This is a genomic window from Serratia sp. JSRIV002 (assembly GCF_019968725.1).
Classification (GTDB): domain Bacteria; phylum Pseudomonadota; class Gammaproteobacteria; order Enterobacterales; family Enterobacteriaceae; genus Chania; species Chania fonticola_B.
In genome coordinates this window covers 2,705,847-2,727,089 of sequence record NZ_CP074143.1, presented here as the reverse complement: position 1 = coordinate 2,727,089, position 21,243 = coordinate 2,705,847, and the positions used below count along the sequence as shown (strand labels likewise).

General features: G+C 51.5%; 19 protein-coding genes and 1 pseudogene. 8 read left to right on the top strand and 12 right to left on the bottom strand.

The genetic code is table 11. The annotated features are described in order from the left end of the window. Positions 1 to 28: 28 nt before the first annotated feature. From KGP26_RS12860 to KGP26_RS12840, 5 genes are all read right to left on the bottom strand, one after another. Entirely contained in the window at positions 29 to 907 is an 879-nt protein-coding gene (locus tag KGP26_RS12860; RefSeq protein WP_223665541.1) for a nucleoside-specific channel-forming protein Tsx, read from the bottom strand. Between the two features lie 393 nt (positions 908 to 1,300). Beyond that, positions 1,301 to 1,573, bottom strand: coding sequence for a hypothetical protein (locus tag KGP26_RS12855; RefSeq protein ID WP_021804644.1), 273 nt, complete (start codon positions 1,571 to 1,573; stop codon positions 1,301 to 1,303). An 85-nt stretch (positions 1,574 to 1,658) separates the two neighbouring features. Beyond that, the gene (gene yddG, locus KGP26_RS12850; RefSeq protein ID WP_223665540.1) at positions 1,659 to 2,552 is read right to left on the bottom strand and encodes an aromatic amino acid DMT transporter YddG; all 894 of its coding nucleotides are present in this window, start codon (positions 2,550 to 2,552) and stop codon (positions 1,659 to 1,661) included. Between the two features lie 92 nt (positions 2,553 to 2,644). Beyond that, a complete protein-coding gene (locus KGP26_RS12845) occupies positions 2,645 to 4,015 on the bottom strand; it encodes an APC family permease (RefSeq protein WP_021804646.1) in 1,371 nt (456 codons plus the stop codon). 127 nt (positions 4,016 to 4,142) lie between these two features. Beyond that, the gene (locus tag KGP26_RS12840; RefSeq protein ID WP_223665539.1) at positions 4,143 to 5,561 is read right to left on the bottom strand and encodes a glutamine synthetase family protein; all 1,419 of its coding nucleotides are present in this window, start codon (positions 5,559 to 5,561) and stop codon (positions 4,143 to 4,145) included. Positions 5,562 to 5,797: 236 nt separating this feature from the next. On the opposite strand from KGP26_RS12840, the gene puuD reads away from it, so the two are divergent. The 5 genes from puuD to KGP26_RS12815 all read left to right on the top strand — a co-directional run bounded on the left by puuD (position 5,798) and on the right by KGP26_RS12815 (position 10,903). After that, positions 5,798 to 6,559: a gamma-glutamyl-gamma-aminobutyrate hydrolase gene (puuD, locus tag KGP26_RS12835; protein WP_021178244.1), complete on the top strand. Its 762-nt coding sequence runs from the start codon at positions 5,798 to 5,800 to the stop codon at positions 6,557 to 6,559. Continuing rightward, entirely contained in the window at positions 6,556 to 7,113 is a 558-nt protein-coding gene (gene puuR / locus KGP26_RS12830) for an HTH-type transcriptional regulator PuuR (protein ID WP_021804648.1), read from the top strand. The genes puuD and puuR overlap by 4 nt, the downstream gene beginning before the upstream one ends. Before the next feature lie 15 nt (positions 7,114 to 7,128). Beyond that, the gene (gene puuC / locus KGP26_RS12825; RefSeq protein WP_179251456.1) at positions 7,129 to 8,625 is read left to right on the top strand and encodes an aldehyde dehydrogenase PuuC; all 1,497 of its coding nucleotides are present in this window, start codon (positions 7,129 to 7,131) and stop codon (positions 8,623 to 8,625) included. Between the two features lie 10 nt (positions 8,626 to 8,635). After that, entirely contained in the window at positions 8,636 to 9,916 is a 1,281-nt protein-coding gene (locus KGP26_RS12820; protein WP_223665652.1) for an FAD-binding oxidoreductase, read from the top strand. 339 nt (positions 9,917 to 10,255) lie between these two features. After that, on the top strand, positions 10,256 to 10,903 hold the full coding sequence (locus KGP26_RS12815; protein ID WP_223665538.1) for a winged helix-turn-helix domain-containing protein: 648 nt from the start codon (positions 10,256 to 10,258) through the stop codon (positions 10,901 to 10,903). Between the two features lie 57 nt (positions 10,904 to 10,960). On the opposite strand, the gene KGP26_RS12810 is transcribed toward KGP26_RS12815, so the two are convergent. Further along, entirely contained in the window at positions 10,961 to 11,590 is a 630-nt protein-coding gene (locus KGP26_RS12810; protein ID WP_024487014.1) for a LysE family translocator, read from the bottom strand. Positions 11,591 to 12,127: 537 nt separating this feature from the next. Here KGP26_RS12810 and KGP26_RS12805 point away from each other — a divergent pair. Next, the gene (locus KGP26_RS12805; RefSeq protein ID WP_223665537.1) at positions 12,128 to 12,289 is read left to right on the top strand and encodes a YnfU family zinc-binding protein; all 162 of its coding nucleotides are present in this window, start codon (positions 12,128 to 12,130) and stop codon (positions 12,287 to 12,289) included. Between the two features lie 286 nt (positions 12,290 to 12,575). On the opposite strand, the gene KGP26_RS12800 is transcribed toward KGP26_RS12805, so the two are convergent. The 5 genes from KGP26_RS12800 to KGP26_RS12780 all read right to left on the bottom strand — a co-directional run bounded on the left by KGP26_RS12800 (position 12,576) and on the right by KGP26_RS12780 (position 18,069). Further along, complete coding sequence (locus KGP26_RS12800) at positions 12,576 to 13,163, bottom strand: AAA family ATPase (protein WP_223665536.1); 588 nt, start codon at positions 13,161 to 13,163, stop codon at positions 12,576 to 12,578. A 14-nt stretch (positions 13,164 to 13,177) separates the two neighbouring features. Next, a complete protein-coding gene (locus KGP26_RS12795) occupies positions 13,178 to 15,757 on the bottom strand; it encodes a fimbria/pilus outer membrane usher protein (RefSeq protein ID WP_223665535.1) in 2,580 nt (859 codons plus the stop codon). Between the two features lie 75 nt (positions 15,758 to 15,832). Further along, positions 15,833 to 16,537 (bottom strand): fimbria/pilus periplasmic chaperone, encoded by a 705-nt coding sequence (locus KGP26_RS12790; RefSeq protein WP_223665534.1) that lies wholly within the window; start codon positions 16,535 to 16,537, stop codon positions 15,833 to 15,835. Between the two features lie 58 nt (positions 16,538 to 16,595). Continuing rightward, positions 16,596 to 17,141 carry a fimbrial protein gene (locus KGP26_RS12785; protein WP_166734809.1) on the bottom strand — a complete coding sequence of 182 codons (546 nt, stop codon included), beginning with the start codon at positions 17,139 to 17,141 and terminating at the stop codon, positions 16,596 to 16,598. A gap of 637 nt (positions 17,142 to 17,778) precedes the next feature. Continuing rightward, the gene (locus tag KGP26_RS12780) at positions 17,779 to 18,069 is read right to left on the bottom strand and encodes a fimbrial protein (protein ID WP_223665533.1); all 291 of its coding nucleotides are present in this window, start codon (positions 18,067 to 18,069) and stop codon (positions 17,779 to 17,781) included. 548 nt (positions 18,070 to 18,617) lie between these two features. Between KGP26_RS12780 and KGP26_RS12775 the strand changes: the two genes are divergently transcribed. After that, positions 18,618 to 19,738, top strand: a protein-coding gene (locus KGP26_RS12775) for an IS3 family transposase (protein WP_223665532.1) whose coding sequence is annotated in 2 segments (ribosomal slippage) — positions 18,618 to 18,876 and positions 18,876 to 19,738 — 1,122 coding nt in all. Because the reading frame shifts where the segments join, the coding sequence is not laid out codon by codon here. Positions 19,739 to 19,773: 35 nt separating this feature from the next. Beyond that, positions 19,774 to 20,517 (top strand): annotated as a pseudogene (locus KGP26_RS12770) (tyrosine-type recombinase/integrase); the annotation flags it as partial. A gap of 120 nt (positions 20,518 to 20,637) precedes the next feature. Here KGP26_RS12770 and KGP26_RS12765 read toward each other — a convergent pair. Then, the gene (locus KGP26_RS12765) at positions 20,638 to 21,165 is read right to left on the bottom strand and encodes a hypothetical protein (protein ID WP_223665531.1); all 528 of its coding nucleotides are present in this window, start codon (positions 21,163 to 21,165) and stop codon (positions 20,638 to 20,640) included. Positions 21,166 to 21,243: the final 78 nt, after the last annotated feature.

The following is a 21,243-nucleotide window of genomic DNA, read 5'->3' as shown; positions in this document are numbered from 1 at the left end:
GGTTTCCTGTTTCTGATACCACGCAAAATCAGAAGTTATAACCGGCAACCAGGTAGTAACCCCAGCCGGTAGACTTGATTGGCCCCTGCGGCGTACCGATGTCTACCCCATCATTCCATTGACCACCGTTATGGAAGTAACGTGCCACGAAGGAGTAATGCCAGTGATCGTAGTTTAGCGCCAAAATGTGGCTGGAGGCGATAGAGTTGCTGGTACGTGCCTGACGGCCATCCACCACGAAGTTGTCGCTGCCCAGATCGGAATCAAAGTCAAAGTTGGTGAAACCGATATAGCTCAGGTTACCGCCCCACATTTCGGTCAACGGCACAAAATATTTCACCTTGAAGCGATAGCCGTCCCAGCTGTTCTCGTTGGATGCACCATAGTTCTGCCATTGGTATTTGGCATAAATGTTCATCGACAGGCTCATCGGCAGACCGGTATCGATATCGGTGCCTAGCCCCATATACCAGGTGCTTTGACGGGAGGCGTTGTTACGCCCCATGTCGTAAATGTAGTTGTTGGCAAAATACCACTCTTTGAACGGCCCAAAGCCCAGGTTGGTGCCGGTCAGTTTGTCGATGGAGAAGCGCGGCTCGATCTCCATAAACAGCGGTGAGCCTTTATCCCAGATACCACGGTTTGGCGTGTTACCGGTGCCGAAGAACTTTGGCACGTCCACGTAGCCATAGAAATCCAGCCAGTCTTTCTTGGCAAAGGCTTCATACTCCAGATACACGTCATTGTTCAGCTGCGGCCCGAAGCGGGTATGGTAGCTGCCTACTACGTTGACACTCTGATGCCACCAGTCTGAAAGATACTGGCTGTCTTTGCTTTCTGCCGCCATGGAAACGGGGCTGAAAGACGCGGAAAGAAGCACACCTGCTGCGAGAGCTATTTTCTTCATTTTATTACCACATGCTGAGTGGGCCATTCCCTGCCCGTTGGAATGATATGTGTCTGGCGACGCCTGCTGTAAACGAACGGTTACCTATTGCCGTTAGCCGTGCGCATTATAGAAAGCTCTCACTGTAATAATCTGTGATCCAGTCAGGCATTTTACCATCGCGTAATCGATTGCGTTCTCATTTTTTAAAATAAATTGCAGTACAAAACATTTTTGATGTGATTTTCATCATGTCGATAAGTTTCAAATGACGATTTTTGGTGTCTTGCTGTACAACACCAAATTTTAACCTGGGGGTTAAAAAGCGCGTAAAAAAGCCGACGCTTATGTCGGCTTAGTGGCAGGCGGGCGCAGGATACGGCCCCCCTTTATAGGGCGAACAGGTTGGTTTTTTCAACGGGCTCCGGGTACGGCCTTGGCAATGTTCTCTTGCCGGAATACCACCTCATCCCCCGTGGCAATTTCCCATTGGCTGACCGGGATATCGACTTTCGGCGAGGCCACGACTACCGAGCCGTGGATCAGCTTATCGTCACGGCGCAGGATCATCACATCCAACTGGTATTCATGCGGTAGGTTAGCAGTGGTCAGGCGAACGATATCACCAGTGCTGAAACTGTGACCATTAAGCGCTGGCTGCTGAATAAATTGAATATCTTTTCTCATTTTCCCGTTCCTTCTGGCAGAACACTTACCTTGAGATTAGCTCGAAATTCATTATTCTGCCGCCTGCGCAGGTAAAAAATAGGCCTCAGTCGGCGCGGGTGGCCCGCCAGCAAATCAGCGATCCTAGCGTGACCATCATCACCCCTTGCCAGAAGTTGAGGGTCAGCGCGGTGCTGAGTACCACGGCGGCAAACACCGATGACAATACCGGGGTAAAGTAAGATACGGTCGCCAGCAGCGTCATATTGCCATGCAGGATCCCGACGTTCCAAGCAGCATAGCCAGCCCCCATCGCCGTCCCCACGCACAGCAACGCCACCACAACCGGCAGGCTAAAGTGCATGCCGTTTTCATTACTGAAAGGATAAATCAGCCACAGCGCCAGCGCGGTCAGCGAGATAAACAGCACTACCGCGTTTTTGCCCTGGGCAATCCTCTTGGTCACGTTGCAATAGATGGCCCAAATCACCGCACCGCTGAATGCCAGCCCGTAACTCAACGGATTACTGCGCACGTTGGCCAGCATTTGTGCCGGTGACCAACCGCCGCTGCCACTCATGATCCAGCCAATCCCGAACAGGGAAAGCAACAAACCAGGCACCACCCACCATTTGGCCTTTTGCCCATTGAACAGAATGGCCATCAACACGGTAAAACAGGGCCAAAGGTAGTTGATCATCCCCAGCTCAATGGCCTGCATACGGTTGTTGGCATAGCCCAGCGACAGCGAGAGGCAAATCTCATACAGCACAAACAGCAGACTGCCGAGGATCAGATAGGAACGGCGGAACTCGCGCAGCTTGGGAATGCCCATCACTCCCAGCAGAAACAGCGTGCCCACGCTATAGATCATCGCCGCCCCGCCGACCGCCCCCAACCCTTCGCTGACGCTGCGGATCAGGCCAACCACGCTGCTCCATAACACAATGGCCAGCAGGCCGAGCAAGGTAGCTTTATGGGAAGCAGACAACGGAGGCATTAGCGTAGGATCCAATTGGTTATTTTTATACGATTTTTTACTCTACTGCCCTACCAGGGAAAAAGAAAGGGCGCAACGCTGCGCCCATGCCTTTACTGCTGAGGTTGGCGCTCCAACTGCGGCGGCGGCTGGCGGAAACGACGGGTAAGATAGGCTAGATAGCCAAACCCGAGCGCCGCCCACAGCAGCCCCATGGTCAGGGAGCTTTTTTCCAGGTTCAGCCACAAGATCCCTACCGTCAACGCACCCACCAGCGGCAGGATCAGGTAATGGAAGCGGTCTTTCCAGCTCTTGTTGCGCCCTTGTCGAATATAGAAGTGGCTGATCACCGAAAGGTTGACGAAGGTAAAGGCCACCAGCGCGCCAAAGTTGATCAGGGCGGTCGCCGTCACCAAGTCGAAGGATAATGCCGATAATGCCACCAGACCAACCAGCAGCACGTTAAGCGCTGGCGTGCGCCATTTAGGATGCACGTAACCGAAGAATTTTTCCGGGAACACATTGTCGCGCCCCATCACATACAGCAGCCTGGACACGCTGGCATGGGAAGCCAGGCCAGAAGCCAGGGTGTTGATAAAGGTGATGCACAGGAAGATCGACTGGAACAGCTTGCCGCCCACATACAGCGCGATTTCCGGCAGTGCCGCATCAGGCTGTTTGAAACGCTCCAGCGTCGGGAAGAACAGCTGAATAAAGAACGACACGGTGATGAAGATCACCCCACCATAGAGTGCAGTAAGGAAGATAGCGCGCGGGATCACACGGGCGGCATCGGGCGTTTCTTCACACAGCGTAGTGACGGCGTCAAAACCCAGAAACGAAAAGCACAGGATGGTGGCGCCGGTAATAATCGGCAATAAATGGGCGTTTTCACTGATAAAGGGTTGCAGACTCCACACCTGGCCAACCCCTTCGCCATTGTGCAAACCTCGTACCACCAGGAAGATAAACACCACGATAATCGCCACCTGCGCCACCACAAACAGGGTGTTGAAGTTTGCCACCAGGCTGACGCTTTTCAGATTGATGGCGGTGATCAGGATCACAAACCCCACCACCCAGACCCATGGCGGAACCTCTGGGAACAGGGCCGTAAGATAAATTTTGGCCAATAGCGTATTGATCATCGGCAAAAACAGGTAATCCAGCAGCGATGACCAGCCAACTAGGAACCCCACGTGCGGGTTGATAGCCTTTTGCGCGTAGGTGTAAGCCGAGCCCGAAGTCGGGAACTGGCGCACCAGCTTGCCATAGCTGATGGCGGTAAACAGCACCCCGGCCAATGCCAACAGGTAGGACGCCGGAACGTGCCCGTCTGTCACGCCAGAAACGATACCGAAGGTGTCAAACACCGTCATTGGCGTCAGATAGGCCAGGCCCATCATCACCACTTGCCACAGTTTCAATGTCTTGCGCAGTTGCGGTTTGCCCGCGCCATTATCGTCGATGGCACTTATCGTCATTGGGTTATTCCTCACCGGCGTCCTGTACGCCAAGTTGGAAGAAGTCATCACCGTCGCGCACGGCTTCGCCAGGCCACAGGTAGCCCGCGGGAATGCGCCGGCGCGCGGTAGGATCGGGCTGAGGACGTCAGGCGTTTTTCAGCATCCACTCGATTTCGGTTTCGGTGATCAGCCGCTCAAACTGCTGCAGCTCATCGGTCTTACAGGCCAGATAGACGTGGCTGAAACGTTCGCCCAGCAGCGCATTGAGCACCGGCTGGTGTTCGAACTCATACAGCGCATCGCTCTGGCGGATCGGGAAAGGTAGCCCCTCTTGCTCCAGCCCGTTGCCGGTGACTGGCTCAAGCAGCGGTAACTGAGTGTCGAGGCCGTAGACAATCCCGGCCAGAATGGTTGCCATCACCAGATAAGGGTTGGCATCGGCACCCGCCACGCGATACTCCACACGGTGGCTGTCGCGATCGCCACAGGGAATACGTAGCGCTACGGTGCGGTTGTTATGGCCCCAGGATGCCTGGGTAGGAACGTACATCCCCGCCTGGAAGCGGCGGTAAGCATTAACGTTAGGAGCCAGCAGCGCCATAGAGGCAGGCATCAAGGCGATCATGCCAGCCAGCGCCTGCTTCAACAACGCGGAGTCTTCACCATCCGCATCGGCAAAAACGTTGTTACCTTGCTTGTCCAGCATGCTGATATGCACATGCATACCGCTGCCCGCATGTTCCTCGTAAGGCTTGGCCATAAAGGTTGCATGCATATGGTGCTTCTCTGCCACCATGCGTATCAGCCGCTTTAATGCCAGGGCATGGTCACAGGCCTGTAACACATCATTGGTGTGATGCAGGTTAACCTCAAACTGGCCCGGTGACGCTTCCGCTACCGCGCCGTCGGCCGGGAGCCCTTGCAGGCGGGCAAGTTCGTCGATCTCGCTCAGCACGTCGGCAAAGTGGTTGAGGTTGTCCACCGAATAAACCTGGCTCTGGGTGTTACGCTCCTGGGTGCCTGGGGCGCAAGGGGGTTGCAAATAACCTTCCGGATCGCGCTGGCGATCGATGAGATAGAACTCCAACTCTACCGCTACTACGGGGAATAACCCGCGCTGACGCAAACGCTGCCACACTCGGTTCAGCACATTGCGCGGTTCAACGTCAAAGGGAGTACCATCTTCATCCAGCATGGTGAGCAGTACCTGGCCCAGATATTGCGGATCGGCCGCCGATGGCGTCAGGGTTCCGGCTACCGGCACACAAATATGGTCCGGCTCACCCAATTCCTGCCCCAACCCCGCTTCTTCCACCACGTTGCCAAGAATATCCATCGCGAACACCGAGGCCGGGAAGTAACAGCCCTTCTCCAGTTTACCCAGCCCGCTTACCGGGATGCGCTTGCCACGGAAGCTGCCGTTGAGATCGGTCAGCAGCACGTCGATATGCTGGGTTAACGGATAACGTTCCAGATACTTCTTCACTTCGCGCTGGAACGTGCTACTTCGCCTTTCTTCATTGTGTTGCACAAAGTTTTCGACTTCTACGATGTTGGTTTGCATGTTTCACCCGCCGTTGTGTTTGGTCTGTGGTTCTCACACTTACTGGCTTCGATGTTTTGACCATCTTGCTCAATATAATGTCCACCAATGAAACATAGATGCAACAAAAATGTTTTGCAAGTGTTAATTTTGGTTTGAATATTGGCCATTCGACTGCTAGATTTAGTGAATATTGAACAAAAAAGGCGATTAAACGGCTTATCGGTCATAATTTCGAACAACCTGTAGGGGATAGCATGGGCAATATATTTAACAGACCAATCGTCGGCGTCGTGATGTGCAGGTATAGGTTAAACCAGCACCTCACCCAGACCTTGCAAGAAAAGTACCTAAATGCAGTGTTAGCTGCCGGAGGATTACCGATCGCCCTGCCGCACGCGCTGGCAGAGCCGGAAATGCTGGCAGAGTTGCTGCCCCACCTCGACGGCATCCTGCTGCCGGGTAGCCCCAGTAATGTGCAGCCGCACCTTTATGGTGAAAACGGCGATGAGCCTGACGCCGATCCTGGGCGCGATGAATTGAGCCTGGCGCTGATCGGCCAGGCACTGAGCAGGCGCATCCCCCTTTTCGCCATTTGCCGCGGTATGCAAGAGCTGGTGGTCGCGACGCAAGGTACGCTACACCGTCGTTTATATGAACAACCCGAGCTACTCGAGCACCGTGAAGATCACGATCTGCCGCTGGAGCAGCAATATGCCCCGGCTCATGAAGTTACCGTGCAAGACGGAGGATTGCTGGCGCAGCTGCTGCCGGATTGCCACCGATTCTGGGTGAATTCCCTGCACGGCCAAGGAGCCAAAACCCTCGGCCCAAGCGTGCGTGTTGAAGCCTATGCCGCCGACGGCCTGGTGGAAGCCCTCAGCATTCGCGATCAGCCCTTTGCCTTAGGGGTGCAGTGGCATCCTGAATGGAACAGCGATGAATACGCCCTGTCCCGTCTGCTGTTCGAAGGATTTATTAACGCCTGTCAGCACTATCAGAAGGAAAAACGCCTATGAGCGACGTCAGCTTGGCTCCGGGGAAACGCTTGTCGCAGATCCGCCAGCAGTTAGGGCTATCACAGCGCCGGGTAGCCGAACTGTCTGGCTTGACGCACAGCGCCATCAGCACCATTGAACAGGACAAGGTCAGCCCGGCCATCAGTACGCTGCAAAAGCTGCTGACTGTATATGGGCTGTCGCTATCAGCTTTCTTTACCGAACCGGAACAGCCGAATGAGCCGCAGATCGTGATCGACCATGACCATCTGATCGAAATCGGCAGCCAGGGGGTTTCGATGAAGCTGATCCACAACGGCGATCCCAACCGCACCCTGGCAATGATGATCGAAACCTACGATCCGGGCACCACCACCGGTGAACGGCTCAAACATCAGGGGGAAGAGATTGGCACCCTGCTGGAAGGCGAAGTGATGCTGCAGGTCAACGGGCAAAGCTTTCACCTACGGGCAGGCCAGAGCTACGCCATCAACACCGCGATCCCCCATAGTTTCAGCAACACCTCGGCGCGCATTTGCCGAATTATCAGCGCACATACGCCGACGACATTCTGATTAACGGAGCAAGGTATGGACTTCCACCACCTGGAATATTGGCAACAACGGGCACAGGCCCTGAAGATTGAAAACCGGCTGTTTATCAATGGCCGCTACCTCCCGGCGGCAGAAGGGGAAACCTTTAGCATTCAGGATCCTGCCGGGGCTCGTGAACTGGTACAGATGGCCCGTGGCAGCCACATTGATATCGATTTGGCCGTCAAGGCGGCTCGCGAGGTGTTTGAACGCGGCGACTGGTCGCAAGCCTCCCCTGCCAAACGCAAGGCAACGTTGTTCAAACTCGCCAGCTTGATGGAGCAACACAGCGAAGAACTGGCACTGCTGGAAACGCTGGATACCGGCAAGCCCATCCGCCACAGCCTGCGCGACGATATCCCAGGGGCGATCCGCTGTATCCGCTGGTATGCCGAAGCCATCGACAAGGTGTATGGCGAAATTGCCCCAACCGGCCATGATGCGCTCGCCCTCATCCAGCGGGAGCCCATCGGCGTGGTGGGTGCCATCGTGCCGTGGAACTTTCCGCTGCTGTTAGCCTGCTGGAAGTTAGGCCCGGCGCTGGCGGCTGGTAACAGCGTAGTGCTTAAACCCTCGGAAAAATCACCGCTCACCGCGGTTTATCTAGGCGCTTTGGCACAGCAGGCAGGATTACCCGATGGCGTCCTGAACATTATTCCTGGTTTCGGCCACGATGCGGGCAAGGCGTTGGCACTGCATAACGACGTTGACGCTCTCACCTTTACCGGCTCCACCCAGGTGGCCAAGCAGTTGATGAAGTACGCCGGTGAATCCAACATGAAGCGCGTGTGGCTGGAGGCCGGTGGCAAGAGCGCCAACATTATCTTCGCCGACTGCCCGGACCTGGATAAGGCGGCGCAAGGCGCGGCGGCCGGGATCTTTTATAACCAGGGCCAGGTGTGCATTGCCGGTACGCGCCTGCTGGTAGAGGAAAGTATTCAGCAGGCCTTTTTACAGGCATTGCAGCGGCATGCCGCGGCCTTCGCACCGGGCAATCCGCTCGATCCGCAAACGCTGATGGGTACGCTGATCGACCAACAGCACTGTGAAAAAGTCACCGGCTATATCGAACAGGGTTTGAGCCAGGGAGCCTCGCTGTTCCTTGATGGGCGAGCTCATCCGCAAGGCGATCATCACGGCTATCTCGGCCCTACTATTCTCACTCAAGTGGATAACGCGATGCACGTCGCGCGGGACGAGATTTTTGGCCCTGTCTTGGCCGTCACGACCTTCAACGGTGAGCAACAGGCACTCGCATTAGCCAACGATAGCGAATATGGGTTGGGTGCGGCCGTCTGGACCCGCGATCTGTCACGGGCACACCGCATGGCCCGCCAGTTGAAAGCGGGCACCGTGTTCGTCAACAACTACAACGACGGCGATATGACCGTACCGTTCGGCGGCTACAAGCAAAGCGGTAACGGCCGCGATAAATCGCTGCATGCGCTGGATAAATTTACCGAACTGAAAACCACCTGGATTTCACTGGAATAAGGAATTGATGATGACTGAACACGTAAAAAGCTACTATGCGGCAACGGCCAATGACCATCAGCCTTATCCGCAGTTGAATGAATCGATCGACTGTGACGTCTGTATCGTGGGGGGGGGCTACACTGGCCTGTCATCGGCGCTGTTTCTGGTCGAAGCCGGTTATAACGTGGTAGTGCTGGAGTCTGCCCGTATCGGCTTTGGTGCTAGCGGCCGCAACGGTGGCCAACTGGTCAACTCCTACAGCCGCGACATCGACGTGATCGAAAGCCGTTACGGTGCAGAAAGCGCCAAGCTGCTGGGTAGCATGATGTTTGAAGGTGCAGAGATTATCCGCAGCCGTATCAAGCGCTATGCCATTGACTGTGACTATCGCCCCGGCGGGATCTTCGCCGCGCTTAACAATAAGCAGTACCACGCGCTGATCGAACAAAAGCAGCACTGGGAGCGTTACGGCAATACGCAACTTGAACTGCTGGATGCCGACCGTATCCGCCGGGAGGTCAGCAGCGATCGCTATGTTGGCGCGTTACTCGATCACAGCGGCGGCCATATTCATCCACTCAACCTGGCATTGGGCGAGGCCGAGGCCATTCGCCTGCAAGGAGGACGGATATTCGAACAATCCGCAGTCACCAATATCCGTCACGGAGAGCCAGCAGTGGTCAGCACCGCCAACGGCCAAGTCACCGCTCGTTACGTGATCGTGGCCGGGAACGCCTATCTAGGCGATAAACTGGAGCCAAGGCTGGCCAAACGTAGTATGCCGTGCGGGACTCAAGTGGTCACCACCGAGCCCTTGGCTCCAGAAGTGGCAGCCTCACTGATCCCACAAAACTATTGCGTGGAAGATTGCAATTACCTACTGGATTATTACCGTTTAACCGGTGATAACCGGCTGCTGTACGGCGGTGGTGTGGTCTATGGCGCCCGGGATCCGGATGATATCGACAACCTGATCCGCCCCAAGCTGCTGAAAACTTTCCCGCAACTGAAAGGCGTACGCATTGATTACCGCTGGACCGGCAATTTCTTGCTGACGCTATCACGCATGCCGCAGTTTGGTCGGTTGGAAAACAATGTCTACTACATGCAAGGCTACAGCGGGCACGGCGTGACCTGCACCCATCTGGCGGGCAAGCTGATAGCAGAGCTGATGCGTGGCGATGCCGAACGTTTTGACGCCTTTGCCAAACTGCCGCACCTGCCGTTCTTTGGCGGCCGTAACCTGCAAATCCCTTTCACCGCCATTGGTGCTGCCTACTACACTCTGCGCGATCGAATTGGGGTTTAATTCATCGCTGCCTCCGCACAAATCTGTTACTTAAATTGATACATTTTTCTAACTAGGCTGATTCTTAGAGGTCGGACTAGTTAGAACCTTTGTTTAGCAAAATTATCAGTAAGTTAGCGATCTTAATTTTTATTAAATACCGGTTAATATTTTACAGGCCATTTACTTAATATTAATAACTGCTGTTACGAAATAGAGCGGATTTTAAACTGAAATTTGCTGGTTACACTATATTTTATATTGCTTCTTTGTTGCTCTACCGACAAAAAAACAATATTATAAGACTTAGGATTAACGTTAATTAAGTTAATTACACTGTCTGACATGGAGTGAATCAGCATGACAAAGCCTCAATATCTCATCGAAGGAGATGTCCTTTTCTGCCCGAATAGCGTCGGTTTTTATCATCAGGAACTTCAGGAAGAAATCGTCACTATTTCCTCGTCTGCAGCTCGACTTTTCTCCTTTCTTATTAAAAATAAAGGAGAAATTGTTGAGAGAGAAGTGCTTCTGCAAAAAGTGTGGGATGATTACGGTCTACAGGCCAGCAATAATAATCTCAACCAATGCCTTAGCACGCTACGGCGGATCATCAAGAGCATGGGTATTGATAAAAACATCATAGAAACCATACCAAAAGTAGGGTTAAGAATAGCCAGTGATGTCGCCATTGAAGAGATCGCAATTAATCAGGGCGAGCCTGAATTACCTCGTAAAGAGAAAAAGAATTTTCTGAGCAAAATTAAAATCACTTACGTTTTAATTGCGCTGGTGATTATATTAACGGTGACTACCGTGGTGCATATATTTCATATCTACCAGCACTACTACCAATCAGATGCGAACTATACCGCTATGACGTGGAGCAATCCGGGCTGCGAGTTAACTGCAGATCCGTCAGTAGGTCATATGCCTAAGCTGTCCTCTTTTGCTAACACAGGCAGTCACCTATTAAAAAGGGAGCTGGTAAGCTCCCTGAAACTCTAGACATTCTCGCCAAGTAGCGGCGCAGTATGCTGCGCCCGCTGATTTAACCGATAGGCTCTAGCTCACATCGCTACGCCGATAAAGCGCAACACCTACGGCCAATACGCCAAGCATGCCAGCACAGCTACGGTTTACCCAGCGCATCACGTTCGCCGAGAATTTACGCATCGCATGGCGGCCACCGTAGGCATAGATCGTCATCATCACGCAGTCGATCATCGCGCTGACCAATGCCAGGATCAGGTATTGCATGGCGATCGGCTTTTCTGGCTGAATAAACTGCGGCAGAAAGGCCGAGAAAAACAGCAGGCCCTTAGGGTTGGACAAACCGACCATCAGGGAACGCAGGAATGCCGTTTTCCCGGTCGCCGCGGCGGCGCTAGCGCTTACCGCCAAAGCTTTTACCGGCGCTCGCCACAGCACCCAGGCCAAGTAGACCAGATATAACGCACCACCCCATTTCACTACGGCAAACAACTGCTCAGAGGCCTGCAACAACGCCCCTAGTCCGCAACCGACAGCGCCGATCAGCAACAGATCGGCCAATACCGCCCCCAGAAAACCGTAACTGGCAATACGCATACCGTGGATTGCACCATTGTTTAGCGCCAACAGCATGGAAGGGCCAGGGGTTACCATCACCGCACTGACGGCAATCACGTAAAGCAAAAGCGTAGTTAACTCCATCAACAACTCCGGATAAATGTAAAACTCTCTGCGCCGCTGCATCGCAATACGACAACATCGCTATGGGTGGGGAATATAGGGGATCAGCCCAATGTGATTCAAGTCACATTCTGTTTGAGAGGGAGTAATGGAGCAAGAAATCACCCCAAAAGGCATCAATTCAACAAAAAATAACCAGCATGCGGACTTATTGCTCACAAATAACGAACAAATTCACAAAACGTATGAATAAAGCCAAATGCATACAAATTAATTAACTATAATGTTGCAATAATGCAGCAATTTATTGATGAACTCTCGTCTCAAAAAACATATAGTAATAGCAGATTAATCATCAATGATTTCCCTGGTGTTGTTGTGTTTGCCCCTCATTTTTTGCGGGGCTTTTTTCTTCCCCCTGACCCGTCATCCCACTTGTTACTCCCTTTTTAGCGTGCGGCTAGCTTCGTCTCTACCAGTGGTTTACCAATCTATGTGGAGCTATCACCGAGCGATAAAGGTACACTGAACTCCTCCTACCTCTACCCGGTGAAAAAGATGTCTTTCTTTGATGCTTTTAAGCTATTCGGTGACGCCCCCGTTGATGTCACCTGCCCTGAATGCGCAAAAAGTTCGCCGCAAAATCGCAGCAAGGTGAAAAAAAACGTCACGCTGATCTGCCCCCACTGTGGACATTATTTCCGTAAACGCGAAAATTGAGAGTGCCAGGAACGAACTGCGTCGGCTGAGATAGGCGGGAGTGGCTGCAAAAAAACCGCTATCAATGGGCTCGATAGCGGCAAAGACCACATGGGACTTCGGAACGTTGTTTGAATGGATATGGCAAACACGGCCATTATATCCATGTATAGTGAGTGGGTAATGCCCACCCTCTTCATTTAGGAATTTATCCCGAGATTTCCAGTGTGGCTTACACCGTGAGTATGAACTCCCAGCCTCTGACGCTCAACTCGGTTGGAATAAAAGCACTGCTTCTAAACTACCATCAGTTTCCCATCCGCATATGAGCCATAATGTCATTCACCGCATCGTCAACTGTTCTGTGGTTGATGACCATAACAATGGGGCAGTTTACTTTTTCCAGCCATTGCTGATGCCGGACAGCATTTCTACTGACGTCAATTGATGTCTCATACGCTGCAGCCCATTCAACAAACTCCCTGTAGCGCTCATATTGATCACCGCCGGGTAAAATGGCATCCCCGAATCTCATTGACTCTCTGTGGCGGATACGTTCAAGACGAGTTTCATTTTCTACGTATACGTAGACCACAAGCTCAAAGAATGGGATAAACATGTCGCCCCAGCCACATAGCGAGCCACTCAGTATCCACTGTCTGTGGGATGCCAATGCAGTTGACAGGCGCCGTTGTCTTTCTTGAGTTTCATACACCACGGTATAGGGCGACGATGTGTTGCGCCAATAGAAATCATCGGAATCAAAATGTTGGCAATCAATTCGTTCATCCAATCGTCTTGCGATCGATGTCGTCCCCACTCCAGAGGCACCCAAAATGTGTATTCTGTTTATTTTCGGCGTCACCGGGGGCTGATTTTTAAGTATTCTGGCCATTAAACTATTTAGCCCTATTGGCAAACTGAATCGAAGACCTGGATCGCCGAAACGGGACTGTTTTTTGCCTGCGGCATCAGCATATACCCCACAGTACATTGCATTTCACTACCGGCGCCCCATTTCACAATCAGCTCTCCTTTGTCTTCCGCTACACGAGCATACATTTGCCCACCTTGCCCCACTGAACCCACATTGTTGCCTTTACTATCAAAGATATCGGCGCCGAACGGTACCGGTTCCCCCTGATAGGTCGCATTCACCAGAATCGCCGTCCCTTGTTTAGTGTTGTATTTCAATTTCACCACCGCCCCGGAATACGGTGCAACTTTCTGGCTGGTGTTATCCAACTCAACATCCGCTGCGGTGCCTTTCGGATCAATACTGATTTCGTTCATCTGGTAGGGATTCAGGTAAGGCACCATCGCATAGCCGCGGGAGTTAACGTTCACCCCAGGATACGACGACACGCTGGCCCCTTCTGCTCCCTTGGCCTCTACCAGGGCAAAGGTGTCTGAGGTGTAGGGAGTAAAGGTGATCCCTCCTGCGTGGGCGATCACCGTCCCTGTCATACCGGCAGAGCCGCTCTGGTAGCCTTTCCCGGTGCTGTAGGTTCCACTCAGTGCGCTGACGCGGCTGCGGTAGTTGCCATTCACCGAACCGCTGGTCCCCATCCCCTGGTTGGCGTTCATCGCGGTTATGCCATAACTGAACTGATTCTCCACGCCGGAGGTACCAGATACCGTGGCCTGCTGGCCATAACGCCCACTGCTGTCATGAGACAAGTCCATTCTCAGCTGTGGCGTGTGGAGTTCGTCATTCCGGCCCAGTGGCAAGCTAAAGCTTAGCAGGTAGTTGGTTTGCATCTGCCCGATGCTTGAGTGACTGCGGTTGGCACTGATGCCGTATGACAGGCTCTTATAGCGGTTGTTATACCCCACCTGATACTGTATATCGCTGCCATCCTGATTCCAGTAATCCTGCACTGAGCCACTGACATACAGTTGCCCCCAGTTATCCGGCAAGCCTTGCCCGGCGGTTAGCGTCAGGCGGTTTTTGACTCGTGATATGGAGTCCAGAAAATTCCCCTGCTCTGCCGCATCACGGGTTTGCGCGGCGGTCAGAAAATCCAGGTAGTTTTGGGAAGAAGAGCGATGGAAGACCGCCGAAAGGTTGCTGTTGGTTTCGCTGATAAGCTTGCTGTAGCTCAGTTGGTAACGCTGCCCGCTTAGGGTGCCGCCTGGCTGGCTCCGCCCGTTCGCATCGGTGCTATCACCCAGTTTCGTGCCGGCCTGAGTGATGTCAAAGGCCAGAGCCCCTATCGGGATCCCCAATGCCGCCCCTACCTGCACCGCATAGTAATCCTGGCTGATTTGCAAGCCACCATAGCCGGTAATGGCATTGGTCAGGCCATATTGATAAGTACTCTGGAATAGAGTCGGTTCATCACGCAGGTTTTCGCTACGCAATTGACCCGCAGTGACGGAATAGCGCGATGACCCCGGGCGCAGCAGTTGTGCCACCGAAGCATAAGGCACACTGAAAGTCTGTTCGGTGCCATCGGACTCACGCACGGTAACCACAAGATCGCCACCGTAACCGGTCGGGTAAAGGTCATTAATCAGGAACTCCCCCGGCGTCACTGTGGTTTCATATAAAACCTGGCCCCCCTGAGTCACGGTCACCCGAGCATTGGTGCGGGCGATCCCCCGGATTTCCGGCGCATAGCCACGCAGGGATTCCGGTAACATCCGCTCGTCGCTGGCCAGTTGAGCCCCGGTAAAAGGCAAGGTATCAAACAATTGCCCGGTAGTATTCGATTCCCCCAGCAACATTCGCCCTTTCAGTAGCGGAATGTCGCGCTGTAAATAGGTATTAATACTGCTGTATTGGCTGGGCCCGTCACTCATCTGGCTATAAGAGCCGTTGTGACGCAAATACCAAGCCCCCACGTTCAGCCCGGCGTTCACCCCGGCGAACAGCGAGTTAAAGGTGTTGCCGTGCGATTCGCTGGTGTAACCATTAACGTTGTAACCAAGCAGGAACGCCGGGATACCGCTGTCCCATAATTCCGGGCTCACTGTGCCCCGGGCAATATTGAGCATATAAATATGAGGGATAATGATATCCAGGCGTTGTTCATTACTGTCGAAATTCACCTGGGCTTCAGGAAGCTTATTTTGCAGATCCATACATAGGGCGCCGCTAGACTGCTGTTTTAAAAAGTCGGCGGGCAGTTTTTCGTAGTTGAACGCAATATTTCTAATAATGTCGCTAGTCAGGCAGGGATAGACCGACTTATCGGCCCGAGACTTGAATTCAATATCGGTATTACTGATCAGTTGATCGTTAACATACAGCGCGGTTTTGTAAATTCCGGGCAACCCTGAGGCGCCTTCAGCGAAACGGCTGAGATCGACCGACTGTACGTCATCAACGTTCAAAAAAGACGAGTCGAACTCCAGGCTCTTGGCACTGGTTTGCGGTGCGTTTTCAGTTGCTGCGTTGACACTTCCCGCCACAAAAATCGATAACGCCGCTACCGCCAAAGAGGCGAACGGCTCACGAATAGCGTAGCGCAAAAATTTTGACATCCCGCCCCCTCAAGAGCTTGATACCGGGTCTATCATTAAGACTTAAATATAAAAATAGTGATAGATATTATTATGTTACTTTATTACAGCATCGAAGGGGTTGACCGCACCATAGTCATTAACAACACTCCCACTGATTTTGTTGCCCCCATTGCCAGCCAGATTCAACACCATGCTTGAGCGCGGTGCCACCATGGCGTTATCGAGTTTTTTGCCGTTGACTGACAGGTTCACAAAGTTGACATAAAACGGCGTGGGATTGGTTGCCTGTACTTTGCCGCCTTGCGTGTTCCAAGTTACCGCTTTAGAAGCATCATTGGCATTGCCTTGCAGGCCCGCCGGACGATAGAACAGCTTGATCCGGGTACGGAAAGCCATTTGCAGACGGTTTTCGTTCGTTTTGGCTTCGCTCTTGGCCGGAACTTCCAGCACATTCAGCCAGAACACCGATTCCTTATCCATTGGCAAGCTTCCGCCAGCATAGCTGATACGTAGTGTCTGGCCCTTACCCTGCTCAACCCGGTTCATCGGCGGAGTCAGTACAAAGGGAACTTTGATAGCCGCAGGTTTGGCATTGGCATCGCCATTATCTATCCAGCTCTGCAGCAGTACCGGCGAGGGACCGACATTATTGATTTTGACGCTGACTTCTTTAGCATCCGACGGATAAATCACACGTGTGCCGCTGAGTACCACACTGGCCAGGCTGCTGCTACTGAAAAGAGCAATCGCTGCAAAAGTGCCAACCTGACGCGCAGTATTTAGAGGAAAAAGTTTCATAAAAAACTCCTAACCCAACGGGAAATAAAGGGGGATGACTCCCCCCTTCTAAAACTGATTATTGATACTGAATAGAATAGACTACATTGCTGATCACCGTGCCAGCAGTAGTGGCTCCTTCAGCATAATAACGCACTGCATAAGGCAGAGTAGCGCTACCGCTGGCAACATCTTGATAAGTGGTGTTGGTCACCTGATTCGCGTTACCAGCCTCGATCACTGCCCGAGACGTGCTGGATGCGTCCAACAGTTGCAGACTGACGTTGGAAGCCGTGCCAGTCAGGTTTTTCAGGCGCCCGGTCACGGAATCTACCGAAGCCCCCGCTTCAAAGAAGGCTGAGGCAGTCTGCAGTGTGCCTGAACAGTTATTCAGTGCCATCACGAAACCCGTTTCACCGGCGGTTTGGGTCGCGCCGTTCAACTGGCTGGTGCCAACGGTTGGCAGTACGACGGTGGCGTCTGCCGTCTGACCATCGACTACGACATCACAGGTGTTGGCGGTCAGTTCACCGTTGAAGGTGATGGTACCGGTAGAAGCGGCCTGAGCCAGCCCCACAGAACCCAATACTGCAACCAGGGAAGCTACGATTGTTAAGTTTTTCATGTTTATTCCTAGTGACCTTACGTCATTAAACTAATAGGTTACCCACAAAATGTGGGTATATTTATGCAATACATAACTCTATAAATATGACGAGTACATATCGGCAATAACACAGCATTGAAAATGCAGGACAATAACTGGTGCAATAAAATCAAATGGAAATACATTCACAAGATATCAATGAATGGTAGTTCCGTGTTGAAAGCCTTTTCAGCGAACCTTTATCCCTTACCCCATCACGAATCATTCGTTCGGTGTTGCATACTGCCTTGCTGTTGGGATAAATATTATCGCCAAGAACAGAATATTCTTAGTGAAGTAGTATAAAATGCAGGGCAAAACATTTATTACCATTAAAATCAATAGATTAAACAACGTTCTTATATGAAAGACCGGATTTCTTTATTGTTCTAACAGCACTGCAATCCCATATAAGAAAACCATGCAACAAATTGATATATAACAAAAAACCAATAAAATGGATTTTGGAAGCGATACACGGATAGCTTCGCTTACCCGTAAGTTACTTACTGCTCTGCCGCAAAGTTAAACTTCATCGGCGTTTGGCTGCTGATCTGTTTTTGAGGGAAAACAAAAGGGAGCCATAGGCTCCCGATACTCAATAGTGAATTTTTAGTTATTGGAATTTCAGCATGAAACCAGCCATAGCCTGATAATCACCCGCTTGAATATTTTCCGGCACACCATCTCCCTGAAGGTAAACGGTAAAAGGAAGGGTGTTATTACCATTCTGGAGCGAAAAGTTTTTGCTGGGTTTTCCCAGCTCAAGCACATTTCCTGAACCATCGGTCAATGCAACACTGGCACCGCTAGCAGTACCTGTAATGCCAAGACGACCATCCTTTCCTTCCATTCCAACAAAAGTAACGGTTACGCTATTACCTGCAGAAGCTTCACAATTTTCCAATTTAATATTGAATCATTGTACAGTCGACTTACCAGAGCCATTGTTTTCAAGCAGTGCAGCATCGGCCACCTGCCCTAATGCGATTGTCTGGTCAAGAGACTCGGGAGCTAAAGAGCAGGATGTTTATGTCTTAATAATACTACCTGACACTGTCATTCTTCCATTACCTTTGGCCATCGTTGCCGAGCTAAAAGCAATAGTTGTTAAGAATAGTACAGCTAACAAGTTTTTAATTTCTATAATAGAACCCATTGTTGAAAATAATAGCACCAAATGTGCATGGCTATAATCGCATTTTACGTAATAATTGAAATTCGTTTGCGTTGTGCCAGTGACAGGCAAAATTATTTAATCTATTCATACCTCGTGTACTTCTTGGGGCGTATTTCACCGACTACGCTCGCAATAGTTAACATTTTTCAAGGGTGGATATAGCCGCTAGCGATCTGCAACCATTCATTATTGAAATAAGATTTATGACCTGCTCCCAGTTGATTAATACACGGCAATGTTAGTAATGTCTTCATAAACCACATGAGGACATGCCCATGAAGAAGCGTTTTTCCGACGAACAGATCATCAGTATCCTCCGCGAGGCTGAAGCCGGGGTTTCTGCCCGTGAGCTCTGCCGTAAGCACGCCATTTCCGACGCCACCTTTTACACCTGGCGTAAGAAGTATGGCGGTATGGAGGTGCCCGAGGTTAAGCGCCTGAAGTCGCTTGAGGAAGAGAACGCCAGGCTCAAGAAGCTGCTTGCCGAAGCCATGCTGGATAAGGAGGCGCTTCAGGTGGCTCTGGGGCGAAAGTACTGACGACAGACCAGAAGCGGGAAGCCGTGGTGTTGATGTGTGATGCGACCGGTCTGTCGCAACGTCGTACCTGCAGGCTTACAGGTTTGTCCTTGTCGACCTGCCGTTATGATGCTCAGCGTCCGGCTGCTGATGCACATTTATCAGGGCGTATTACTGAGCTGGCGCTTGAACGCAGACGTTTTGGTTATCGGCGCATCTGGCAGTTGCTGCGTAGGGAGGGCCTTCACGTCAATCACAAGCGGGTATACCGTATTTACCACCTTAATGGACTGAGCGTAAAACGCAGACGACGCCGTAAAGGGCTGGCGACCGAACGGTTTCCGCTTCTGCGCCCGGATGCGCCGAACCTTACATGGTCGATGGATTTCGTTATGGACGCACTGGCCAACGGTCGCAGGATAAAGTGCCTGACCTGTGTGGATGATTTCACGAAGGAGTGTCTGACGATCACCGCTGCTTTCGGTATTTCAGGCGTTCAGGTCACGCATATTCTGGACAGCATCGCGTTGTTTCGGGGCTATCCGACGACAATAAGAACCGATCAGGGCCCGGAATTTACCTGTCGCGCGCTCGATCAATGGGCCTTTGAGCATGGTGTGGAACTACGGCTTATCCAGCCAGGTAAGCCAACGCAGAACGGATTTATTGAGAGTTTTAACGGACGCTTTCGCGATGAGTGTCTGAATGAACACTGGTTCAGGGATATTATTCATGCCCGGAAAACGATTAATGACTGGCGGCAGGATTATAACGAGAGCCGTCCCCATTCATCGCTGGATTACCAGACACCAGCTGAATTCGCAACGGACTGGCGAAACAGGAAATATGAAGAAAAACCAACCGACATTACTAACTGAAGGTTGTATCTAATCCTGGGGGCAGGTCACCCCTACCTGCTGTTGATGCCCGGGATATTGCGGCGATCCTTGATGAGTACAAAGCTATTGGGCAGGCCCGTATGGCTCAGGTTGTTCGCTCTGTTTTGATCGACGTGTTCAAAGAAGCTCAACATGCAGGTGAGGTCCCACCAGGTTATAACCCTGCAGAAGCCACTAAGCAGCCACGGAGGAAAATTACACGCCAGCGCTTGAACTTAGAAGAGTGGCAGAAAATTTTCGATATTGCAGATCAGCAGCATCGATACATGGGCAATGCGATGCTATTGGCCATAGTCACAGGACAGCGCCTGGGTGATATCTCAGAAATGAAATTCAGTGATATTTGGGATGATCACTTGCATGTTTCGCAAGAGAAAACAGGCTCCAAGTTAGCAATACCGCTTTCTCTTCGATGCGATGCTTTGAACATATCCTTGCGTGAGGTTATCTCGCGCTGCCGAGATTATGCTGTAAGTCCATATCTAGTACATTACTTCCGTTCGACATCAATGGCCAAGCGTGGCGCCAAAGTTTCCGGTAATACGATGACAACCAACTTTAGCAAGGCCAGAGATAAAACTGATATTGACTGGGGTAACGGTACACCAGCTACATTTCATGAACAGCGTTCGCTCGCCGAAAGGCTGTATAAGTCCCAGGGCGTAAACACACAGATACTCCTGGGACACAAAACACAATCTCAGACGGACCGCTATCATGATGATAGGGGCAAGGATTGGATCAAAGTCAGCTGCTAGCTTTAGGTGTATTAACTCAGACCTGAACTGACAGTTTCCGTGGATAGAACGCTTATCTTATCTGACAGTCGGGTTTGAGCTGTGAGTTCAACGGGTCGAAGCAACACTATCCAATCACTATTAAACTGTGAAGTCAGGCCGGTGTGTTCCAATACACTCAGAGACTTTTTCAATTAGCTCTAGACAATTCTCAATAAAAGTATCATCGACCCTTACAAGCCCAAGAATACCGGATACATCACCTTCCTCAAAGGTCGGTGTGGTTGGAGTGTCCACCACGAAGGTAAGTGTACTAATTTTACTGACAAGACTCTTGTAACTCACTCCGTCCCCATGTTTTAGAGCATTGATTGCAAAGTAATAATTATGAAAATCTTCTTTTAACTCATGCTGACCTGCCTGTTCTAGTATCCGCTCAGCCTCTTTGAAACCATTTTGACAACCAAGCCCTCGTTGCAAGTGCGCTTCAAAAATTGAAAACATTCCTACTGCATGAATCATCCTTTGTAGATTTAGCGCCTGGAGATTTTTGACGGGGGGCGTTGAGCCAGTTTCCGACAGATCAATCATTGTTTTTTCATAAGCCTCGTTTATCATCCTTAACGAAAAATGAGTACATCTATATGCAAGCTCATGGAATTGGTGCATCTTTTTGAGTTCCTTTAAATGTGGCCAATGTCAGCATCCGGCGCCTCCCGGCCCTGCAGGACGCGCTAACAAGGTTGC

Excerpts from the sequence above, each read along its gene's own strand:
- KGP26_RS12810 (WP_024487014.1), bottom strand. The coding sequence starts at position 11,590 with ATGGAGTTAACTACGCTTTTGCTTTACGTGATTGCCGTCAGTGCGGTG.
- KGP26_RS12855 (WP_021804644.1), bottom strand. The coding sequence starts at position 1,573 with ATGAGAAAAGATATTCAATTTATTCAGCAGCCAGCGCTTAATGGTCAC.
- puuR (WP_021804648.1), top strand. The coding sequence starts at position 6,556 with ATGAGCGACGTCAGCTTGGCTCCGGGGAAACGCTTGTCGCAGATCCGC.
- KGP26_RS12820 (WP_223665652.1), top strand. The coding sequence starts at position 8,636 with ATGACTGAACACGTAAAAAGCTACTATGCGGCAACGGCCAATGACCAT.
- KGP26_RS12765 (WP_223665531.1), bottom strand. The coding sequence starts at position 21,165 with ATGCACCAATTCCATGAGCTTGCATATAGATGTACTCATTTTTCGTTA.
- puuD (WP_021178244.1), top strand. The coding sequence starts at position 5,798 with ATGGGCAATATATTTAACAGACCAATCGTCGGCGTCGTGATGTGCAGG.
- KGP26_RS12785 (WP_166734809.1), bottom strand. The coding sequence starts at position 17,141 with ATGAAAAACTTAACAATCGTAGCTTCCCTGGTTGCAGTATTGGGTTCT.
- KGP26_RS12840 (WP_223665539.1), bottom strand. The coding sequence starts at position 5,561 with ATGCAAACCAACATCGTAGAAGTCGAAAACTTTGTGCAACACAATGAA.
- KGP26_RS12805 (WP_223665537.1), top strand. The coding sequence starts at position 12,128 with ATGTCTTTCTTTGATGCTTTTAAGCTATTCGGTGACGCCCCCGTTGAT.
- KGP26_RS12795 (WP_223665535.1), bottom strand. The coding sequence starts at position 15,757 with ATGTCAAAATTTTTGCGCTACGCTATTCGTGAGCCGTTCGCCTCTTTG.
- puuC (WP_179251456.1), top strand. The coding sequence starts at position 7,129 with ATGGACTTCCACCACCTGGAATATTGGCAACAACGGGCACAGGCCCTG.
- yddG (WP_223665540.1), bottom strand. The coding sequence starts at position 2,552 with ATGCCTCCGTTGTCTGCTTCCCATAAAGCTACCTTGCTCGGCCTGCTG.
- KGP26_RS12790 (WP_223665534.1), bottom strand. The coding sequence starts at position 16,537 with ATGAAACTTTTTCCTCTAAATACTGCGCGTCAGGTTGGCACTTTTGCA.
- KGP26_RS12800 (WP_223665536.1), bottom strand. The coding sequence starts at position 13,163 with ATGGCCAGAATACTTAAAAATCAGCCCCCGGTGACGCCGAAAATAAAC.
- KGP26_RS12860 (WP_223665541.1), bottom strand. The coding sequence starts at position 907 with ATGAAGAAAATAGCTCTCGCAGCAGGTGTGCTTCTTTCCGCGTCTTTC.
- KGP26_RS12815 (WP_223665538.1), top strand. The coding sequence starts at position 10,256 with ATGACAAAGCCTCAATATCTCATCGAAGGAGATGTCCTTTTCTGCCCG.
- KGP26_RS12845 (WP_021804646.1), bottom strand. The coding sequence starts at position 4,015 with ATGACGATAAGTGCCATCGACGATAATGGCGCGGGCAAACCGCAACTG.